We start from the raw sequence: 15,409 nt of genomic DNA on the forward strand, positions 1-15,409 counted from the left end.
ATCCCGCCGCAGACGCCGAGGTCGGCGCGTCCGTCCGCGTGGATCAGCTCTCCGGCAGCACGAGCGTGCAGGTCTCTCCGGGCGCGACGGTCACGGCCCGGTCGGCCAGCACCACGCGGATCGGTGACTCCTCCGAGTCGGGCACCCGGATCTCCAGCTGCCCGCTCCGGCGCCGTACGCCGACGCCCCAGTGGCCGCGGTAGCGCAGGGAGAAGCCGTACTCCGACAGCGCGGGAAGGGGCACCGGGTCCACGCCGAGGGCGTCCTCACGCGTCTCCAGACCCGTCAGGCCGCGTTGCACCAGGTCCAGGGTCCCGGCCATGGCGCCGAGGTGGATGCCTTCGCCGGTCGTGCCGCCCTGGAGGTCGGCGACGTCCGCCTCCAGGGCCTCCTGGACGTAACTCCACGCCTCGGCTCGTCTGGCACGGGCGAGGACGAGGCCGTGGACGAGTCCGCTGAGGGTGGAGCCGTGGCTGGTGCGCCGCAGATAGTAGTCGACGGTCCGGCGCCAGACCTCGTCGTCCACGTCGTACCCGAGGCGGTGGAAGAGGGCCCGCAGCTCGGGTGGCGAGAAGAGGTAGCCGAGCATCAGGACGTCGGCCTGTTTGGAGGCTTGGTAGCGGTTCACGGAGTCGCCCTCGGCCTCGAGGATGCGGTCCAGCCGCCGGATGCTGTCGTAGCGGGTGCGGTAGGCGTCCCAGTCCAGCTCGGCGAGGTCGCCGTAGCCGTCGAACTGGCTGATGACGCCCTGGTGGAACGGCACCGTCAGCCGCCGGGAGACCTCCTCCCACTTCGGGAGTTCGCCGGTGTCCAGCTCGATGCGCTCGAACAGCTCCTGCCGACGCCATGCCGGAAGACGCCGCATCAGGTCCAGGGCGCGACTGAGTACCCAGACGGCGGTGACGTTGGTGTACGCGTTGTCGTCGAGGCCCGGCCGAGCGGCGTCCGGGTAGCTGTCGTGGTATTCGTCGGGGCCGACCACACCACGAATGCGGTACCGGCCGAGGCCGGGGGCGAACTCCGCGCTGTCCGCCCAGAACCGGGCTATCTGCAACAGCATCTCCGCGCCTTTGGTGTGCAGGTACTCGCTGTCACCGCTCGCTTCGCAGTACCGCCACACGTTGTAGGCGATCGCAGAGCCGACGTGGTGCTGGAGCCGGGAGTTGTCCGGCAGCCACCGGCCCGAACGGGGGTTGAGATGCAACTCCTGGGTCTCTTCACGGCCGTCGCTACCGGACTGCCACGGGTACATCGCCCCGGCCCGCCCCGCCGCGTGGGCCGCGCGGCATGCCTGCGGCAGGCGTCGGTGACGGTAGTTGAGCAGAGCCCGGGAGACCTCCGGGAAATGCATGTTCAGATACGGCAACACGAACAGCTCGTCCCAGAAGACATGGCCTCGGTACGCCTCGCCATGCAGCCCACGGGCCGGCACCCCCACGTCCAGGTCCGCGGTGTGCGGCGACAACGTCTGCAGCACATGGAACAGATGCAGGCGCAGGACACGGCCCGCCTGTCCGGGCACCTGGACGTCCGCGCCCCGCCACAACCGCGCCCAGGCCGCGACATGGGAGTCCACGAGCGCCGGGAAGCCGGCGGCCGTGGCCACCCGGTCGAGCGCCGCGCCGAGCGGGTCGCTGATCGCCGGGTCACGGGAGGTGTGCAGGGCCACGGTCTTGTCCACGACGGCGGGTCGGCCTGGAGCGACCGGTACGACCAGCTGGTGTACGGCACGACGGTGGGACGGGCGAAGCTCCGACGACATGGGCGGCTGCCCGACGGCGACCGTGCGGGCCGCCATGCCGATGCCGATGTCGGAGGCGCTGGTGCGGCAGCTCAGCCACGTCATGTCGGTCGCGGACGCGCCGGTCCGCACACGGGCCAGGTGGTGCCGGTTGAGGGACCGGTAACGGTGCACGTTGCCGTTGTTCACGTCGCCGTCGAGGACGGACTGCACCTCAATCTCTCCGGACCACTCCTCGGCTGTGACGACGGTCCGCAGCGCGGCCAGGTGGGGATCCGCCATGTGCACCAGCCGGACCTGCTCCACACTCAGCACGCCTGCCTCATCGTCCCGGAACCGGAAGGTGCGGGTCAGCGTTGCCCTGCGCAGATCCAGACTGTGCCGGTGGTCGAGCGGCTGCCGCGCGTCGGGAGAGAACCATGGGCCCGCCGATCCGTCGGCGAAGCGGAGACGGAACCGCAGAAGCAGCCAGTTCGGGAGATTCACCAGGTCCTCGTTCACCACCCGACGCCCCGCGACGGTGGACTCCAGACGGTTGTAGACGCCGGCCGCGTAGGTGGCCGGGTAGTGCACCAGGCCCGCCCTGCTCTCGGGGACGGCGCCACGGGTGGCGAAGTAGCCGTTGCCGAGTGTGCACAACGACTCGCGCAGCCGCTCGGCGGCCGGGTCGTAGCCCTCGTACTCCCAGGTCCACTCCGACATCCGACGCCCTCTCCTTCTCCCTTCCCGGGTTGTGCGGGAGCACGAGACGCGCGTCAGGTCAGGCCCGTTGCGGGACGACGGCCACCGGGCACCCGGCGTGAAGCAGCAGGGCAGGGCCTTCGACCGCCTGACGATGCACTTCCGAGCGGGGGCGCTTCCGGACGGGGTCGCGCAGCGCGTCGGTGAGGAGGGCGGAGGCCCGCTCCCCGTGGGCGCCGGCGGCATCGTCCGCGATCGGGGGATGGTCCCCGTGTTCACGGGCGGGGCGGCGCCAGGCCCGTACGGCGCGCAGGGCGCAGCCGCGCGCCTCCGCCTCGCGGAAGGCGAACCGCGCAGCAGCTGATCCCTCCGTGGAGTCGCCGAGCCCGACCGTCACCCGGCCGAGGGAACCCCGCCGGTTCCGCTCCCCGCCGCGAACCACGACGAGGGGGCACGCGGCACGGGCTGCCACGGCGAGACGGACAGAACCCAGCAGAACCCCGGCGATCTCACCGCGGCCGCGGGGACCCGTGATCAGGGCGAAGGATTCATGAGCCGCGTGCAGCAGCGCGGACACGGCGTCTTCTGGCAGTACGTCGCTGGAGACCTTCACGTCCGGGTTGCGCGGCCGGGCGCGTTCCGCGCGGGACGCGGCGATGTGGTCGGCCATGACCACTCCGGTCGGGCGGTCAGTACTGAAGGACGGACGGGCTCCCTCGTACCGCTCCCGCAAAGAGGCGTGGACGAGCCGCAGAGACAGCCCGAGGCGTGCCGCCTCGTCCACCGCCCAGTCCAGGGCTTCCAGGCTGGACTGCGACCCGTCGACGCCAACGACCAGCGGGAGCTCCACGGTCACCACCACCTTCCTTCCCGGCCGCTGCCGGAAAGCCCCTGCCAATACCGTCGCACCGAGCGGCTTCCCTCGCGACACAGGGAAGGGCTCCTGCGGGGAGCCCCCGGCCCAGGTTGCACTGAGCCGATTTGCGGCGATCGTGGAGTCATGCGGCCTGAGCAGGAACCGGGATCCCATGCCTCACATCGCCGCCACAGCCGTCGCATCGGCTTCATCCGAGCCTGCTTCCGCTTCCAGATCACGGTGAAGGGAAGGCGATCGTGGTTGCCAGGACCGGCGTCTTCGGCGCCCTGACCAGGGAGCATCGCGAGCAGCTCATGGCCCTCGCTCGCGAGGTGTCGTTCGCGACCGACGAGCGCATCTTCAACGAGGGGGGAAGAGCCGACCGCTTCTGGATCATCCACACGGGCGCCGTCGCGCTCGACATGCACGTGCCCGGCCGCCGCGCTGCGGTCATCGAAACGCTCGGTCAAGGGGAGCTGTTGGGCTGGTCCTGGCTGGTTCCTCCCCATCGCTGGCACCTGGGGGCACAGGCTGCCAGCCCGGTGCGCGCCTACGAGTTCGATGCTGCTGCGGTCGGTGAGCTGTGCCGCAACGCCCCGGAGCTTGATCACGCGCTGTTGACCTACGTCGTCGGCGTGATCGCGGACCGGCTCAGGTCCGCCCGGGTGCGGCTGCTCGACCTGTACGCACCCCCGGGCGTCGACGAGGTGCCCTGACGAGGCGACAGGAGGAGGACCGCGGTGTCTGAGACCCCGCACATCGTCAGCGATGTGATGACCCGGACGGTCGTGGCCGTCGGACGCGACGCGTCCTTCAAGGAGATCGTGCAGACCATGGAGCAGTGGAGGGTCAGTGCCATGCCGGTCCTGGAGGGAGAAGGACGTGTCATCGGCGTCGTCTCCGAGGCCGACCTGCTGCCCAAGGAGGAGTTCCGCGACAGCGACCCGAGTCTTCTGGAACAGCGCCGGCGCCTGTCAGACATCGCCAAGGCCGGGGCGGTGACGGCGGAGGAACTCATGAGCACCCCCGCGATCACCATCCACCACGGCGCCACCCTGGCACAGGCGGCCAGGATCATGGCCGTCCGGCACGTCAAGCGCCTGCCCGTGGTCGACGACATCGGCATGCTCCAGGGCATCGTCAGCCGCGCCGACCTGCTGAAGGTTTTCCTGCGGCCGGACGAGGACATCGAGGAGGAGGTCCGCCGCACCGTGGTGTCCTACCTCTTCCCGGCCTTCAGCCACGCCATCCACGTGAACGTGCATGAGGGAGTCGTCACGCTCCGTGGGCACATCCGTGACACCTCGCTCATCTCGGTCGCCGTGCGCCTCGTGCGCGCCGTGGAAGGCGTCGTGGACGTCGAGCCGCAGCTCACCGGCGAGTAACCCGGTCGGGACGGGCCCGGGACAACTCACTGACCATGCGCGCGGCCGGCCGCAGTCCCAGGGGTGGCGGAGGGCCCTGACAGGCGGGCGGAGCGCGGCAGCGGCGTGGGCCAGGGCCGTCACCCGCTCGCCGGCTGAGCTGCTTGTCGGATCATCGGAGCCTGCCCTCGTGAGTCGGCGTTCCGTGGCCGCCTGGTGGTCGGCCGGAGTGATGCGCCGACCGTGAGGCGGGGGCCGGACCGACACCCACATCTCGCGTACGCCGCCCGTGTCCATGGCCCGGCGCGTGCCTGCTCCCCGCCCTTCGTCGGTGTCCGACCAGCGCAGGTCGTAGGGGGCGTTCCGTCCTCGTGGCGGAGTCCGACGATCTCGCCGTCGCGCCTGGTGACGCCGGTCGCCGGGCTTTCGACGACGAGTTGGTCGCCGAGGTGGGCTCGCATGATCGCCGCCCTCTCCTCAGAATGGTGCTGTGTCCGACGTGCTACGCGCGACACGCGACCGCATGGGACGACCGCCCCGCATCCGCAGGGCCGGGCCGACTGGATGTCAAGCGGTCACAACCCGGACGGGAGAGGCGACATGCACCACCGAACGGTCGCGGAACTCATGACCCGAGACGTCGTCAAGGCGCGGCGTGACCTGCCGTTCAAGGAGATCGTCAGGCTGCTGGCGGACAACGACGTCACCGCTGTGCCCGTGGTGGACGACCTCGACCGCCCCATGGGTGTGGTGTCCGAGGCGGACCTGCTGCGCAAGAGCGCCGATCAGGCCGACCCGTCCGGCAGGGTCCCTGTTCCCCATCTCGAGGCGTGGGAGCGGGCCAAGGCCGAGGGCTCCCGCGCCGAGGAACTGATGTCGGCTCCCGCCGTGTGCGCGCGTCCGGAGTGGACCGTGGTGGAGGCCGCCCGCCTGATGGAGACCCAGCACCTCAAACGGCTGCCCGTCGTGGACGAGACGGACCGGCTCCTGGGCATCGTCAGCCGCGGCGACCTGCTGCGGATCTTCCTGCGCCGCGACGACGCCATCCGCGACGAGATCACCGAGGATGTGCTGCGACGCACGTTGGGGCTCGCTCCCTCGGAAGTGACGGTCGAAGTGCGGGACGGGCGGGTCGACCTCAGGGGGTCGGTCGAGTTCAGAAGTCTGATTCCCGTCGTCGAGCGGCTCTGCCGGAGCGTCGACGGGGTGGTCGCGGTCGCCGAGCACCTCGCGTACCGGACGGACGACACCCGACGGTCTCCCACCACTGCCACCTGAAGGGGCGTCGCAGCCGGCGGCTGGGGACGCGGGACCATGGCCGCGCGAGGCCACGGGCGGAGCCGTCGGCCTCGCGCGGCGGGAACAGGCATACGCCTGCCGAACCCGGTGTGTGGTCCGGCGGACTGGCCCACCCCGGCTCAGCCGGTGATCTCGATGCGGTGTGCCTTCCCCATCTCGGTTTTCGGGACGCGCACCGTGAGCACCCCGCTCGTCAGATCCGCGCTGATGTGCTCGCTGTCGGAGTTCGGCGGCAGAGTCGTGCGGTAGTCGAACTCCCCGGTGCGGCGGGTACGCCTGCGGACCACCCCCGTGTGTTCCTTCTCCTTGATCTCACCGTGGATGCCGAGCTCGCCCTCGGCGACCTCCACGGTGATCTGGTCCTTGTCCACGCCGGGAAGGTCCAGCTCCACCAGGTAGGCGTCCTCGGTGTCCACGACGTCGGCCAGCGGCGCCCAGGGCTCGGCCGTGCCGAACTCGGGGTATCCGCCGACGGGAAAGACAGCGTGCATGAGCTGGTCCATCCGGGTACGGAGATCGTCCAGCTCGTGCAGGGCTGCCGTGAGCCCACCTCTGCTGTGTCGTACGGGTCGTGTCATGGCTGGTCCTCCTTGCCTACTGTGCCAACCGTCGGTCACGTGGGCCCTCCGGTGACCTGTCAAGTGCTGGGCTGGGCTGCGGCACCCCGCCGGCGGCGGGCCGGGCCGAGCGACGCGCCGCGGACGCGAAGACGTCGATGTCCTCCGGGCCGACATGAAGATCTGACAGGTGGTCCCGGACCGGCTTCCGCCCCGCGGCGACCAGGAAGCCGCGCTCGGGAGGGAGGTCGCGGACGAAGAGGCCGAACGTCGCGGGGCCGGTCATTCCCTCACCGAGGTAGGGCATGGCCATCGCCACCTCGTACAGGTCGGTGGTCGTCGCGTCGGACATCGGTATCGCCTCCTCGTCTCCGGTCCGGGTGTCCTCCCCTTCACCGGCGGAAGCGCGCGGACCACTGGGGCTCGACCACGTCCCACTCGGCGTCCCACTGTGCGTACCTTCTCCGGTCCAGCGCATGGCGCACAACTGCCCGCGCCCCGTAGAACCCGGCGCCCACGCCGATCGCGGCCATACCGCCCATGAACCAGCCGGTGGTCGTCGCGTTCAACTCGCTCATCGGCGCACTGGTGAGGCCGCCGTCCCGGTCCATCCACACCCGCACGGCGGCGCCCTTCGGCGTTCCCGCCTTCACGAGGGTCGTCCCTGTGCGTGCCTTGCCGTTGTGGTCGGTCCAGCGGACCCGCGCCTGCTGCCTGCCGTCCGTGGTGACGCCCTTGACGTTCGATGTCAGTCGGGCGGTGACCTCCTGCCGCTGCGCCGCCTGGGTCTGCACGGTGCGCATCGACGACTCGTACGCCGTCAGCCCCGCGCCGAGCGCGGCCGTCGGCAGCCCGAGGACGAGGACCAGCATCAGCAAACCGCTGAACCAGGACTCGAACTTGTCGGAGGTACGCCGCAGAGGGTTCGCGCCCTTCGGCACGTGCTCCTGACGCGGAGGGAGAGGACCTGGCGCGTGCGGCGAATTGTGTGCGCTCATGATTCGGCCTCCAGCCGGTCGCTGGTCCGTTCCTCCACCACTTGTCCCACCATGGGACGGCACCGGCCTCCGGTCACAGGGCCGAAAGTCCCTGCGGGGACGACTTCCGGTCTCGCGGGGGCCGACCGTCGACGCGGTCCGTCCCCACCGGTCCGGTCATATCCGGGGAACAACCACGATCGGACAAGGCGCGTGATGCAGTACCGCATGGTTGATCAATCCCAGCTGCAGGCCCAGGTGCCCTTGTCGTCTGCGGGCACCGACGACCAGCAGGTCCGCCTCCGAAGCCGCATCCAGTAGGGCCTGGCGTGCCGGACCCTCGATCACCCGCCGGCTCACCGGTGCGTCGCGGAATCGCTCCGGCGCGTCCCGCAGGGCGTCGTCCAGCACCTGCGCCGGGGGGCGCCGGTGGGCCTCGAGGGCGTACCAGGAGGGAGCTTGTGGTGTGGTGAAAGCACCGAACGGTGCGCTCCAGGCGTGCACGGCCACCAGCCGGCAGTGCCGCACATCAGCCTCACGGAACGCGAACTGCACGGCTGTGTCGCTGCCCTCTCCCTCCTCGACACCGACGACGACGCTCCCGAACCGGCCATCCCGGTGCTCTGCCGTGCCACGCACCACGACGACCGGACAGTCCGCGCGCGCCGCCACGGCCAGGCTGACCGAGCCCAGGAGCATTCCGGCCAGGTCACCGAGCCCCCTGGATCCCAGCACCAGCGCGAAGGCATTGCGCCCCTTGTCGACCAGGGCGTCGGCCGCGTCCTCGTGCAGCACTTCGGCCGACAGCGGCACCGTGTGAGCACCCGCCTGGACACGTTCCGAGGCGGCATCGATCACGCCGGACGCTTCGTGGCCCCGCGCCGCCGCGTGCAGGAGGTGGAGAGGCACGTCGTGCCGGAAGGCTTCGCCGACGGCCCAGTCCACCGCTTCCAGGCTCGCCTCGGAGCCGTCGATGCCGACCACCAGGGGTATCGTCACCGCCCCCATCTCCTCTCGGCCGGATTGCGCGTCTCCCGGCCCCCTCCGGTCCGCATGCGCCGGGGAGGGGATTGGGGTACTCCTCGAAGGAGTGGAACCCACAGCGCCCGGCACGCCGCCCTGAGCGTCCACACCGTCGGGCTCGTTCACCGCCATCCACCCGTCATCTTCCAGCTTCGTACGAGACGGAGGCCGCCGCCATGCAACCAGTCGTCACCGTGGGCCTGGACGGCTCACCGGAGAGTCCGGCCGATGCCCGCCGGGCCACCCGCGGGACCGAGAAGCGCGAGCTCACGCCGGACACGCTGAAGGAGCCGGGCCAGACCCTCCGGCCCTGTCGCGAGAAGTACCCGCAGGGGGACGTGGCCGACGGCATCCGTTTCGAAGGCGTTGCCGGGGCCGTCGTTCGGGCCGCCGAAGGCGCCGCACTGCTGGTCGTCGGCCGACGAGAACACCGTCCTGTTCTGGAACCCCACCCGGCAGCCGTGGCGCAGGCGGCATTTCATCGCGGGTTCTGCCCTGTCGCCGTCGTTCCTCATGACTGAGCCCGGCCTCCGCGGGAGGTCCGTGGGGTCAGTGCCTCAGGCCGACACGTCCGTGCTCCGGTCCGGTGACCGGCACGACGGCGGGCCCCTGCCACGCGCGGAGGTGTGCGAGACCCATACCGCGATCGTTTTCTTCACAGGTGACCACGCCTACAAGCTCAAGAAGCCGGTCGAACTGGGATTCCTGGACTACACGACGGTGACGGCCCGCCGGGACGCGTGCGAACGCGAAGTCGCTCTCAACCGCCGCTTCGCCCCCGATGTCTATCTGGGGCTGGGTGAGATCCGAAGCCCCGACGCGCAGGCGCCCGAACCGCTCGTGGTGATGCGCCGCATGCCTGCGGACCGCCGCCTTTCCCGTCTGGTCCGGGAAGGGCTCGCCGTCGATGACGTCCTGCGTGCCGTCGCCCGGCATCTCGCGTCGTGGCACGCGGACGCACCCCGGAGCCGGGAAGTGGACGAGCAGGGCACACGGGACGCGCTGTCCTCGCGCTGGGAGGCCAGCTTTCACCAGGTCCGCTCGTTGGCCGACCACGGCGTCGTGCCGGACGGGGTGGCGGAGGTGGAGCGGCTGGTACGCCGCTATCTCACCGGGCGCAAGCGTTTGTTCGACTCCCGCATCGAGCAGGGACGGGTGGTCGACGGCCACGGCGACCTGCTCGCCGAGGACATCTTCTGCCTCGACGACGGCCCCCGCGTCCTGGACTGCCTGGAATTCGACGACCACCTCCGCTACGTCGACGGCCTGGACGACGCCGCCTTCCTCGCCATGGACCTGGAGCAGCTCGGCGCCCCTCAGGCCGCGGCGTACTTCCTCGCCCAGTACGGCGAGTACTCCGGTGACCCCGCACCCCCGTCCCTCAGCCACCATTACGTCGCCTACCGCGCGTTCGTCCGTGCCAAGGTCTCCCTGATCCAGGCACGCCAAGGGGCTCCTGGCGCGGAGGCGGCAGCGCGGCGGCTGGTCTCGACGGCGCTGCGCCACCTGCGCACCTCTGCCGTCGGCCTGACCCTCGTCGGCGGACTGCCCGGCAGCGGGAAGTCCACCCTCTCCGGAGCGCTGGCCGACCGGCTGGGGGTCACGCTGCTCAGCAGCGACCGCCTCCGCAAGGAACTGGCGGGGATGCCGGCCGAGCAGTCCGCGGCGGCCGACTACGGCGAGGGCCTGTACACGCCGGAGTGGACGGCCAGGACCTACTCCACCCTGCTCGACCGCGCGTCGGCGCTGCTGTGCTGCGGCGAGTCCGTCGTCCTGGACGCCACCTGGTCCGATGCGGCCCAGCGCGAAGCGGCCCTGCGCATGGCCGAACGCACCAGCGCCGACCTCGTGGCCCTGCACTGTCACGTGCCGGGCGACGTGTCAGCGGCCCGCCTGACCAGGCGTGCCCCCGGAACATCGGACGCCGGCCTCGACATCGCCACCACCATGGCGGCCAGGGCACACCCGTGGCCCGAGGCTGTAGCGGTCGACACCAGTGGCACGTTGGACTCCGCGGTCGCGCAGGCCCTGGCTGCCATACGACCGTGGGACACGGGCCGAGCGCCGGTCTTCCGCCGGCCCTACATGGAGCCGGACTGAAAGGTTGTCCCGCGTATGGTCGACGGCGAACTGGTTGACGAGGTCGCCCCTCACCCGACATCACAGCGCATCTGCCGAACGTGGATCATCTCGCGCGGTGGGGTCACTCCGAGGTCACTGGCCTATCCGCATGGGACCCCTGAGGGCTGTCCGGGCACGGAACATGCGCCTCACTCAGCGTGCACCCGCGCACCCCGGAGGTCCTCCGCCCGCTCGGCGTCACGCACGCCCTGCCGGAGCAGGCGGGCACGGCCCCGACGGCCTGCATGTCGGCTCCCGCGTCGCCGAAACCAGGCCGGCGGATCTCTCGCCGCCCGACACGGCGTTCCCCCATCTGTCACTCCTGCGGAAGCTGGATGTCGAAACGCTGCTGACCGGGGCGCTCGCCGCCCGCGGGATGACCGTCGAACGGGGCACCGAACTGATCGCGGCCCGGGATGCCGGGGACAGCGCGGTTGCCGTGCTGCGATCCCGGCACGGTGTCGAGGAGGTCCGCTGTCCCTTCGTCGTCGGCTGCGACGGCCCGGCAGCGCCGTGCGGACCTGCGCCGGCATCGGGTGGCACGGCAGGCCCTACGCCGAGGAGGTGGTCCTTGCCGACCTCGACCGTTGGTCTGGGCAGCGGCATCCCCGCCCGTCCGCCCCATGAGCACCATTCGAAAAGGCCGTCCGGCCCCCGTTCCTGGGCCGTCCAGCCCTGGAGCCCGCCGACGAGCGGTGGTGCTCTGGAATTGAGCCGAGGGCCACAGGAGACACGGCGAAGCGGAGCGAAACCGCGCACCGCGCAATTCGGGCCCGCAAGAAGCGGGCGGCCCTCGGCTCCATGAACGCCGACAGCGGCCGCCGCCCGTCCCATCAGGCCCGTGCCCACGGGAGGAAATGCGGCCAGAGCCGGGCTCGGCGACCCTGGAGATCAGGGACAGTGCCGGGAGGAGACCCCATGCACTGGGAAACCATCCACAAGGACACGGCCACGGGCGTCCCACCCCGTCTCACCGACTACGACCGGGCCCGCTCCGCCTTCACATGGTCGCAGGCGCGCAGCGCACTGGCAGGGCTGCCTGACGGCGGACTCAACATGGCTCACGCCGCGGTCGACCGTCACGCGGCCTCCGACCTCGCGGACAAAGGCGCGCTGCGATGCGTCGCACGGGACGACTCCGTCTCCACCGTCACGTACGCGGAACTGGCCCGGCGTACGTCCCGCTTCGCGAACGTCCTGCGGTCGCTCGGCATCGGCCGGGGGGACCGGGTGTTCACCCTGCTGGGCCGCTGCCCCGAGCTGTACACCACGGTGCTGGGCACGCTGAAGAACACCAGTGTGCTCTGCCCGCTCTTCTCCGCCTTCGGCCCCGATCCGGTGGAACAGCGGCTGCGCCTCGGCGACGCCCAGGTGCTGGTCACCACCGCGGCCCTGTACCGGCGCAAGGTCGCCGAGCGCCGTGCGTCGATTCCCGGGCTCAAACACGTTCTGATCGTCGGGCCCGGCGCGGAGGACCTGCCCGGCACCGCGTCCTTCGACGAGCTGATGGCCACCGCACCGGCGACCTTCGCCATCCCTCCGACCTCACCGGACGACATGGCCCTGCTGCACTTCACCAGCGGCACCACCGGCACCCCCAAAGGCGCGGTCCATGTCCACGAGGCCGTGGTCGCGCACTACGCCACGGCCGCGTACGCGCTCGACCTGCGTCCCGAGGACGTGTACTGGTGCACCGCCGACCCCGGCTGGGTCACCGGCATGTCGTACGGGATCATCGCCCCGCTCGTCCACGGGGTGACGGTGGTCGTCGACGAGGGCGACTACGACGCCCGGCGCTGGTACCGGATCCTCGGCGAAGAGCGGGTCACCGTCTGGTACACCGCCCCCACGGCCCTGCGCATGCTCATGCGCGCCACACCCCGCCAGGGCCCGTACGACCTGCCCCGTTCCTACGACCTGTCGGCGCTGCGGTTCATCGCCTCTGTCGGTGAGCCCCTCAATCCGGAGGCCGTCGTATGGGGCCGGGATGTGCTGGGTCTGCCGGTGCACGACAACTGGTGGCAGACGGAGACCGGCTGCATCATGATCGCGAACTTCGCCGCCTGCGAGATCCGGCCCGGCTCGATGGGACGTCCGCTGCCCGGCATCGAGGCGACGGTGCTGGAACAGGGCGAGGACGGCCGGGCGCTGGTCATCGGGGGCCGGGTCACCGAGGTTCAACGACCCGATGTCGAGGGTGAGTTGGCGCTGCGTCCGGGCTGGCCGTCCATGTTCCGCGGCTATCTGCACGACAAGGAGCGGTACGACGCCGCGTTCGCGGACGGCTGGTACCTGACGGGTGACCTGGTTCGCCGGGACGCGGACGGCTGGTACTGGTTCGTGGGCCGCGCCGACGACGTCATCAAGTCGGCGGGACATCTGATCGGTCCGTTCGAGGTGGAGAGCGCGCTGATGGAGCACCCGGCGGTGGCCGAGGCGGGGGTGATCGGGCGGCCGGACCCGGTCGCCGGGAACATCGTCAAGGCGTTCGTGTCGCTGCGCCCCGGTGTCGAGCCGACCCCGGATCTGGAGCGAGAGCTGCTGGCGTTCGGCCGCCGCAAGCTGGGCCCCGCCGTCGCGCCGAGGGAGATCGCCTTCGACCAGGACCTGCCCAGGACCCGGAGCGGGAAAGTGATGCGCCGTCTGCTGCGTGCACGTGAACTCGGCCTGCCCACAGGCGACTTGTCGACCTTGGAGGGAACGGCATGAGCGTGGCCCGCCCCACCCGTACGCGCAAGGACTCGGCGCCCCCGAAGTCCGGCAGGAAGACCAGGACGGCCAAGGGCGAAGCGGGTGCCGGACGTCCGTCCGGGCGCGGGGCCACCGGACACCGGACGGATCTGCTGGAGTCGATGCTGCGCATCCGGCGCTTCGAGGAGCGGTGCGTCGAGCTGTACAGCGCCGCGAAGATCCGCGGGTTCGTCCACCTCTACATCGGCGAGGAGGCCGTCGCCGTCGGCATCACCGAAGCCCTGACACCCGAGGACGCGGTCGTCTCCACGTACCGCGAACACGGTCATGCCCTGGCACGTGGGATCACGGCCGAGGCCGTCATGGCGGAAATGTACGGCAGGACGACGGGATGCAGTGGTGGCAGGGGCGGATCGATGCACCTCTTCGACGCGAACCGCCGCTTCTACGGCGGCAACGCGATCGTCGCCGGCGGTCTTCCCCTGGCCGCCGGTCTCGCGCTCGCCGACCGTATGCGCGGACAGCCGAACGTCACCTGCTGCTTCTTCGGCGACGGGGCCTTCGCCGAGGGCGAGTTCCACGAGACCGCGAATCTGGCGGCACTGTGGAAGCTGCCACTGCTGCTGGTCTGCGAGAACAACCTCTACGCCATGGGCACGGCCCTGGAGCGGCACGAGGCACAGACCGATCTGGCCATGCGTGCCGCGTCCTACGGGATGGTGGCCTGGGCCGTGGACGGCATGGACGTCGAGGCCGTCGAGCACGCCGCCCGACGGGCCGTCGAAGGCATCCGGACCGGCACCGGGCCTCATTTCCTGGAGCTGCGCACGTACCGCTTCCGCGCCCACTCGATGTACGACCCGGACAGGTATCGCCACAAGGCGGAAGTCGAGCGGTGGAAGGAGCGGGACCCGATCGGCCTGCTCACCGACCGCATGCGCGAGAGCGGGGAGCTGGGAGACAAGGAACTGGCCCGGATCGAGCAGGGCGTCACCGACGAGATCGACCGCGCCGTCGAAGCGGCGGAACAGGCACCCGAGGAACCGGTGGACCATCTGCTCCACCACGTCACCAGTTCCTCGGCGGAGGCGGTGAGTTGACCATGGGCGCCGACGGGACGGGCGAGGCGAAGACAACCTACCGGGAGGCGATGCGCGAGTCCCTTCGGGAGGCTCTGCGCTCCGACGACCGTGTCTTCCTCATGGGCGAGGACGTGGGGCGCTACGGCGGCTGCTTCGGTGTCAGCCTCGGTCTGTTGGAGGAGTTCGGCCCCGAACGCGTCCGCGACACCCCGCTGTCGGAGTCCGCCTTCGTGGGCGCCGGCATCGGCGCCGCCCTGGCGGGGATGCGGCCCATCGTCGAGATCATGACCGTCAACTTCAGCCTGCTCGCCCTCGACCAGATCCTCAACAACGCCGCCACCCTGCTGCACATGTCGGGCGGCCAACTGCCCGTACCGCTCGTCATCCGCATGACCACGGGCGCCGGACGGCAACTCGCCGCCCAGCACTCACACAGCCTCGAAGGCTGGTACGCGCACATCCCCGGCATCCGCGTCCTGGCCCCCGCCACTCTGGAGGACGCGCGGCACATGCTGGCCCCGGCGCTCGCCGACCCCGACCCCGTACTGATCTTCGAGCACGGGAGCCTCTACAACGTCTCCGGCGAGCTCCTCCCGGCCACCGCCCCCGTGGACCTGGACCACGCCGAGATCCGCCGCCCCGGCACCGACATCTCCCTGATCACGTACGGCGGTTCGCTGCCCAAGGCCCTCGCGGCGGCGGACGAACTCGCCGCGGAGGGCATCAGTGCCGAAGTGATCGACCTGCGCACGCTCCGTCCTCTCGACAACGCGACCGTCACCGCTTCGGTGGCTCGTACCCACCGTGCCGTGGTCATCGACGAGGCGTGGCGGACGGGAAGCCTCGCTGCCGAGGTGTCCGCCCGCATCGCCGAGGAGTCGTTCTACGACTTGGACGCGCCCGTCGAGCGGATATGCAGCGCGGAGGTACCCATGCCGTACGCCCGGCGGCTGGAGGAGGCCGCCCTGCCCCAGGTCGCCGACATCGTCGCGGCCGCCCACCGGGCGGTGGACTGAT

General features: G+C 70.8%; 14 protein-coding genes and 2 pseudogenes. 9 read left to right on the forward strand and 7 right to left on the reverse strand.

Going from position 1 to position 15,409, the window contains the following annotated elements; genetic code table 11:
• Nucleotides 1–43: 43 nt before the first annotated feature.
• Together ACZ43N_RS13600 and ACZ43N_RS13605 are read right to left on the reverse strand one after the other, a co-directional pair.
• Nucleotides 44–2,443: a glycoside hydrolase family 65 protein gene (locus ACZ43N_RS13600; RefSeq protein WP_468097366.1), complete on the reverse strand. Its 2,400-nt coding sequence runs from the start codon at nt 2,441–2,443 to the stop codon at nt 44–46.
• Nucleotides 2,444–2,501: 58 nt separating this feature from the next.
• Nucleotides 2,502–3,272 (reverse strand): universal stress protein, encoded by a 771-nt coding sequence (locus ACZ43N_RS13605; RefSeq protein WP_468097682.1) that lies wholly within the window; start codon nt 3,270–3,272, stop codon nt 2,502–2,504.
• 320 nt (nt 3,273–3,592) lie between these two features.
• Here ACZ43N_RS13605 and ACZ43N_RS13610 point away from each other — a divergent pair, with 320 nt between their 5' ends.
• Both ACZ43N_RS13610 and ACZ43N_RS13615 read left to right on the forward strand, forming a co-directional pair.
• Complete coding sequence (locus ACZ43N_RS13610; protein ID WP_468097683.1) at nt 3,593–3,994, forward strand: Crp/Fnr family transcriptional regulator; 402 nt, start codon at nt 3,593–3,595, stop codon at nt 3,992–3,994.
• 24 nt (nt 3,995–4,018) lie between these two features.
• Nucleotides 4,019–4,663 carry a CBS domain-containing protein gene (locus tag ACZ43N_RS13615; RefSeq protein WP_468097367.1) on the forward strand — a complete coding sequence of 215 codons (645 nt, stop codon included), beginning with the start codon at nt 4,019–4,021 and terminating at the stop codon, nt 4,661–4,663.
• A 303-nt stretch (nt 4,664–4,966) separates the two neighbouring features.
• On the opposite strand, the pseudogene ACZ43N_RS13620 reads toward ACZ43N_RS13615, so the two are convergent.
• Nucleotides 4,967–5,103: pseudogene (locus tag ACZ43N_RS13620) on the reverse strand (DUF1918 domain-containing protein); the annotation flags it as partial.
• A gap of 139 nt (nt 5,104–5,242) precedes the next feature.
• Here ACZ43N_RS13620 and ACZ43N_RS13625 point away from each other — a divergent pair.
• Nucleotides 5,243–5,920 (forward strand): CBS domain-containing protein, encoded by a 678-nt coding sequence (locus tag ACZ43N_RS13625; protein ID WP_468097368.1) that lies wholly within the window; start codon nt 5,243–5,245, stop codon nt 5,918–5,920.
• A gap of 140 nt (nt 5,921–6,060) precedes the next feature.
• Here the strand turns inward: ACZ43N_RS13625 and ACZ43N_RS13630 are convergent, their stop codons facing one another.
• The 4 genes and pseudogenes from ACZ43N_RS13630 to ACZ43N_RS13645 form a co-directional block, all read right to left on the reverse strand.
• Nucleotides 6,061–6,519, reverse strand: coding sequence for an Hsp20/alpha crystallin family protein (locus tag ACZ43N_RS13630; RefSeq protein WP_468097370.1), 459 nt, complete (start codon nt 6,517–6,519; stop codon nt 6,061–6,063).
• 100 nt (nt 6,520–6,619) lie between these two features.
• A pseudogene (locus ACZ43N_RS13635) lies at nt 6,620–6,850 on the reverse strand (nicotinate phosphoribosyltransferase); the annotation flags it as partial.
• A 40-nt stretch (nt 6,851–6,890) separates the two neighbouring features.
• Nucleotides 6,891–7,496, reverse strand: coding sequence for an Rv1733c family protein (locus ACZ43N_RS13640; protein ID WP_468097371.1), 606 nt, complete (start codon nt 7,494–7,496; stop codon nt 6,891–6,893).
• Between the two features lie 156 nt (nt 7,497–7,652).
• Nucleotides 7,653–8,474 (reverse strand): universal stress protein, encoded by an 822-nt coding sequence (locus ACZ43N_RS13645; RefSeq protein WP_468097684.1) that lies wholly within the window; start codon nt 8,472–8,474, stop codon nt 7,653–7,655.
• Nucleotides 8,475–8,692: 218 nt separating this feature from the next.
• Between ACZ43N_RS13645 and ACZ43N_RS13650 the strand changes: the two genes are divergently transcribed.
• The 6 genes from ACZ43N_RS13650 (at nt 8,693) to ACZ43N_RS13675 (ending at nt 15,408) form a co-directional block, all read left to right on the forward strand.
• The gene (locus ACZ43N_RS13650; RefSeq protein ID WP_468097372.1) at nt 8,693–9,019 is read left to right on the forward strand and encodes an adenine nucleotide alpha hydrolase family protein; all 327 of its coding nucleotides are present in this window, start codon (nt 8,693–8,695) and stop codon (nt 9,017–9,019) included.
• A 103-nt stretch (nt 9,020–9,122) separates the two neighbouring features.
• Nucleotides 9,123–10,598: a bifunctional aminoglycoside phosphotransferase/ATP-binding protein gene (locus ACZ43N_RS13655; protein WP_468097686.1), complete on the forward strand. Its 1,476-nt coding sequence runs from the start codon at nt 9,123–9,125 to the stop codon at nt 10,596–10,598.
• Nucleotides 10,599–10,761: 163 nt separating this feature from the next.
• A complete protein-coding gene (locus ACZ43N_RS13660; RefSeq protein WP_468097373.1) occupies nt 10,762–11,424 on the forward strand; it encodes an FAD-dependent monooxygenase in 663 nt (220 codons plus the stop codon).
• Nucleotides 11,425–11,537: 113 nt separating this feature from the next.
• Complete coding sequence (acsA, locus tag ACZ43N_RS13665) at nt 11,538–13,328, forward strand: acetate--CoA ligase (RefSeq protein WP_468097374.1); 1,791 nt, start codon at nt 11,538–11,540, stop codon at nt 13,326–13,328.
• Complete coding sequence (gene pdhA, locus ACZ43N_RS13670; protein WP_468097375.1) at nt 13,325–14,410, forward strand: pyruvate dehydrogenase (acetyl-transferring) E1 component subunit alpha; 1,086 nt, start codon at nt 13,325–13,327, stop codon at nt 14,408–14,410. Before acsA ends, pdhA begins: the two co-directional genes overlap by 4 nt.
• Before the next feature lie 2 nt (nt 14,411–14,412).
• Nucleotides 14,413–15,408, forward strand: coding sequence for an alpha-ketoacid dehydrogenase subunit beta (locus ACZ43N_RS13675; protein ID WP_468097376.1), 996 nt, complete (start codon nt 14,413–14,415; stop codon nt 15,406–15,408).
• Nucleotide 15,409: the final 1 nt, after the last annotated feature.

This window comes from Streptomyces sp. NPDC030814 (assembly GCF_055572155.1).

Excerpts from the sequence above, each read along its gene's own strand:
- ACZ43N_RS13675 (WP_468097376.1), top strand. The coding sequence starts at position 14,413 with ATGGGCGCCGACGGGACGGGCGAGGCGAAGACAACCTACCGGGAGGCG.
- ACZ43N_RS13660 (WP_468097373.1), top strand. The coding sequence starts at position 10,762 with ATGCGCCTCACTCAGCGTGCACCCGCGCACCCCGGAGGTCCTCCGCCC.
- ACZ43N_RS13600 (WP_468097366.1), bottom strand. The coding sequence starts at position 2,443 with ATGTCGGAGTGGACCTGGGAGTACGAGGGCTACGACCCGGCCGCCGAG.
- ACZ43N_RS13640 (WP_468097371.1), bottom strand. The coding sequence starts at position 7,496 with ATGAGCGCACACAATTCGCCGCACGCGCCAGGTCCTCTCCCTCCGCGT.
- pdhA (WP_468097375.1), top strand. The coding sequence starts at position 13,325 with ATGAGCGTGGCCCGCCCCACCCGTACGCGCAAGGACTCGGCGCCCCCG.
- ACZ43N_RS13625 (WP_468097368.1), top strand. The coding sequence starts at position 5,243 with ATGCACCACCGAACGGTCGCGGAACTCATGACCCGAGACGTCGTCAAG.
- ACZ43N_RS13630 (WP_468097370.1), bottom strand. The coding sequence starts at position 6,519 with ATGACACGACCCGTACGACACAGCAGAGGTGGGCTCACGGCAGCCCTG.
- acsA (WP_468097374.1), top strand. The coding sequence starts at position 11,538 with ATGCACTGGGAAACCATCCACAAGGACACGGCCACGGGCGTCCCACCC.
- ACZ43N_RS13610 (WP_468097683.1), top strand. The coding sequence starts at position 3,593 with ATGGCCCTCGCTCGCGAGGTGTCGTTCGCGACCGACGAGCGCATCTTC.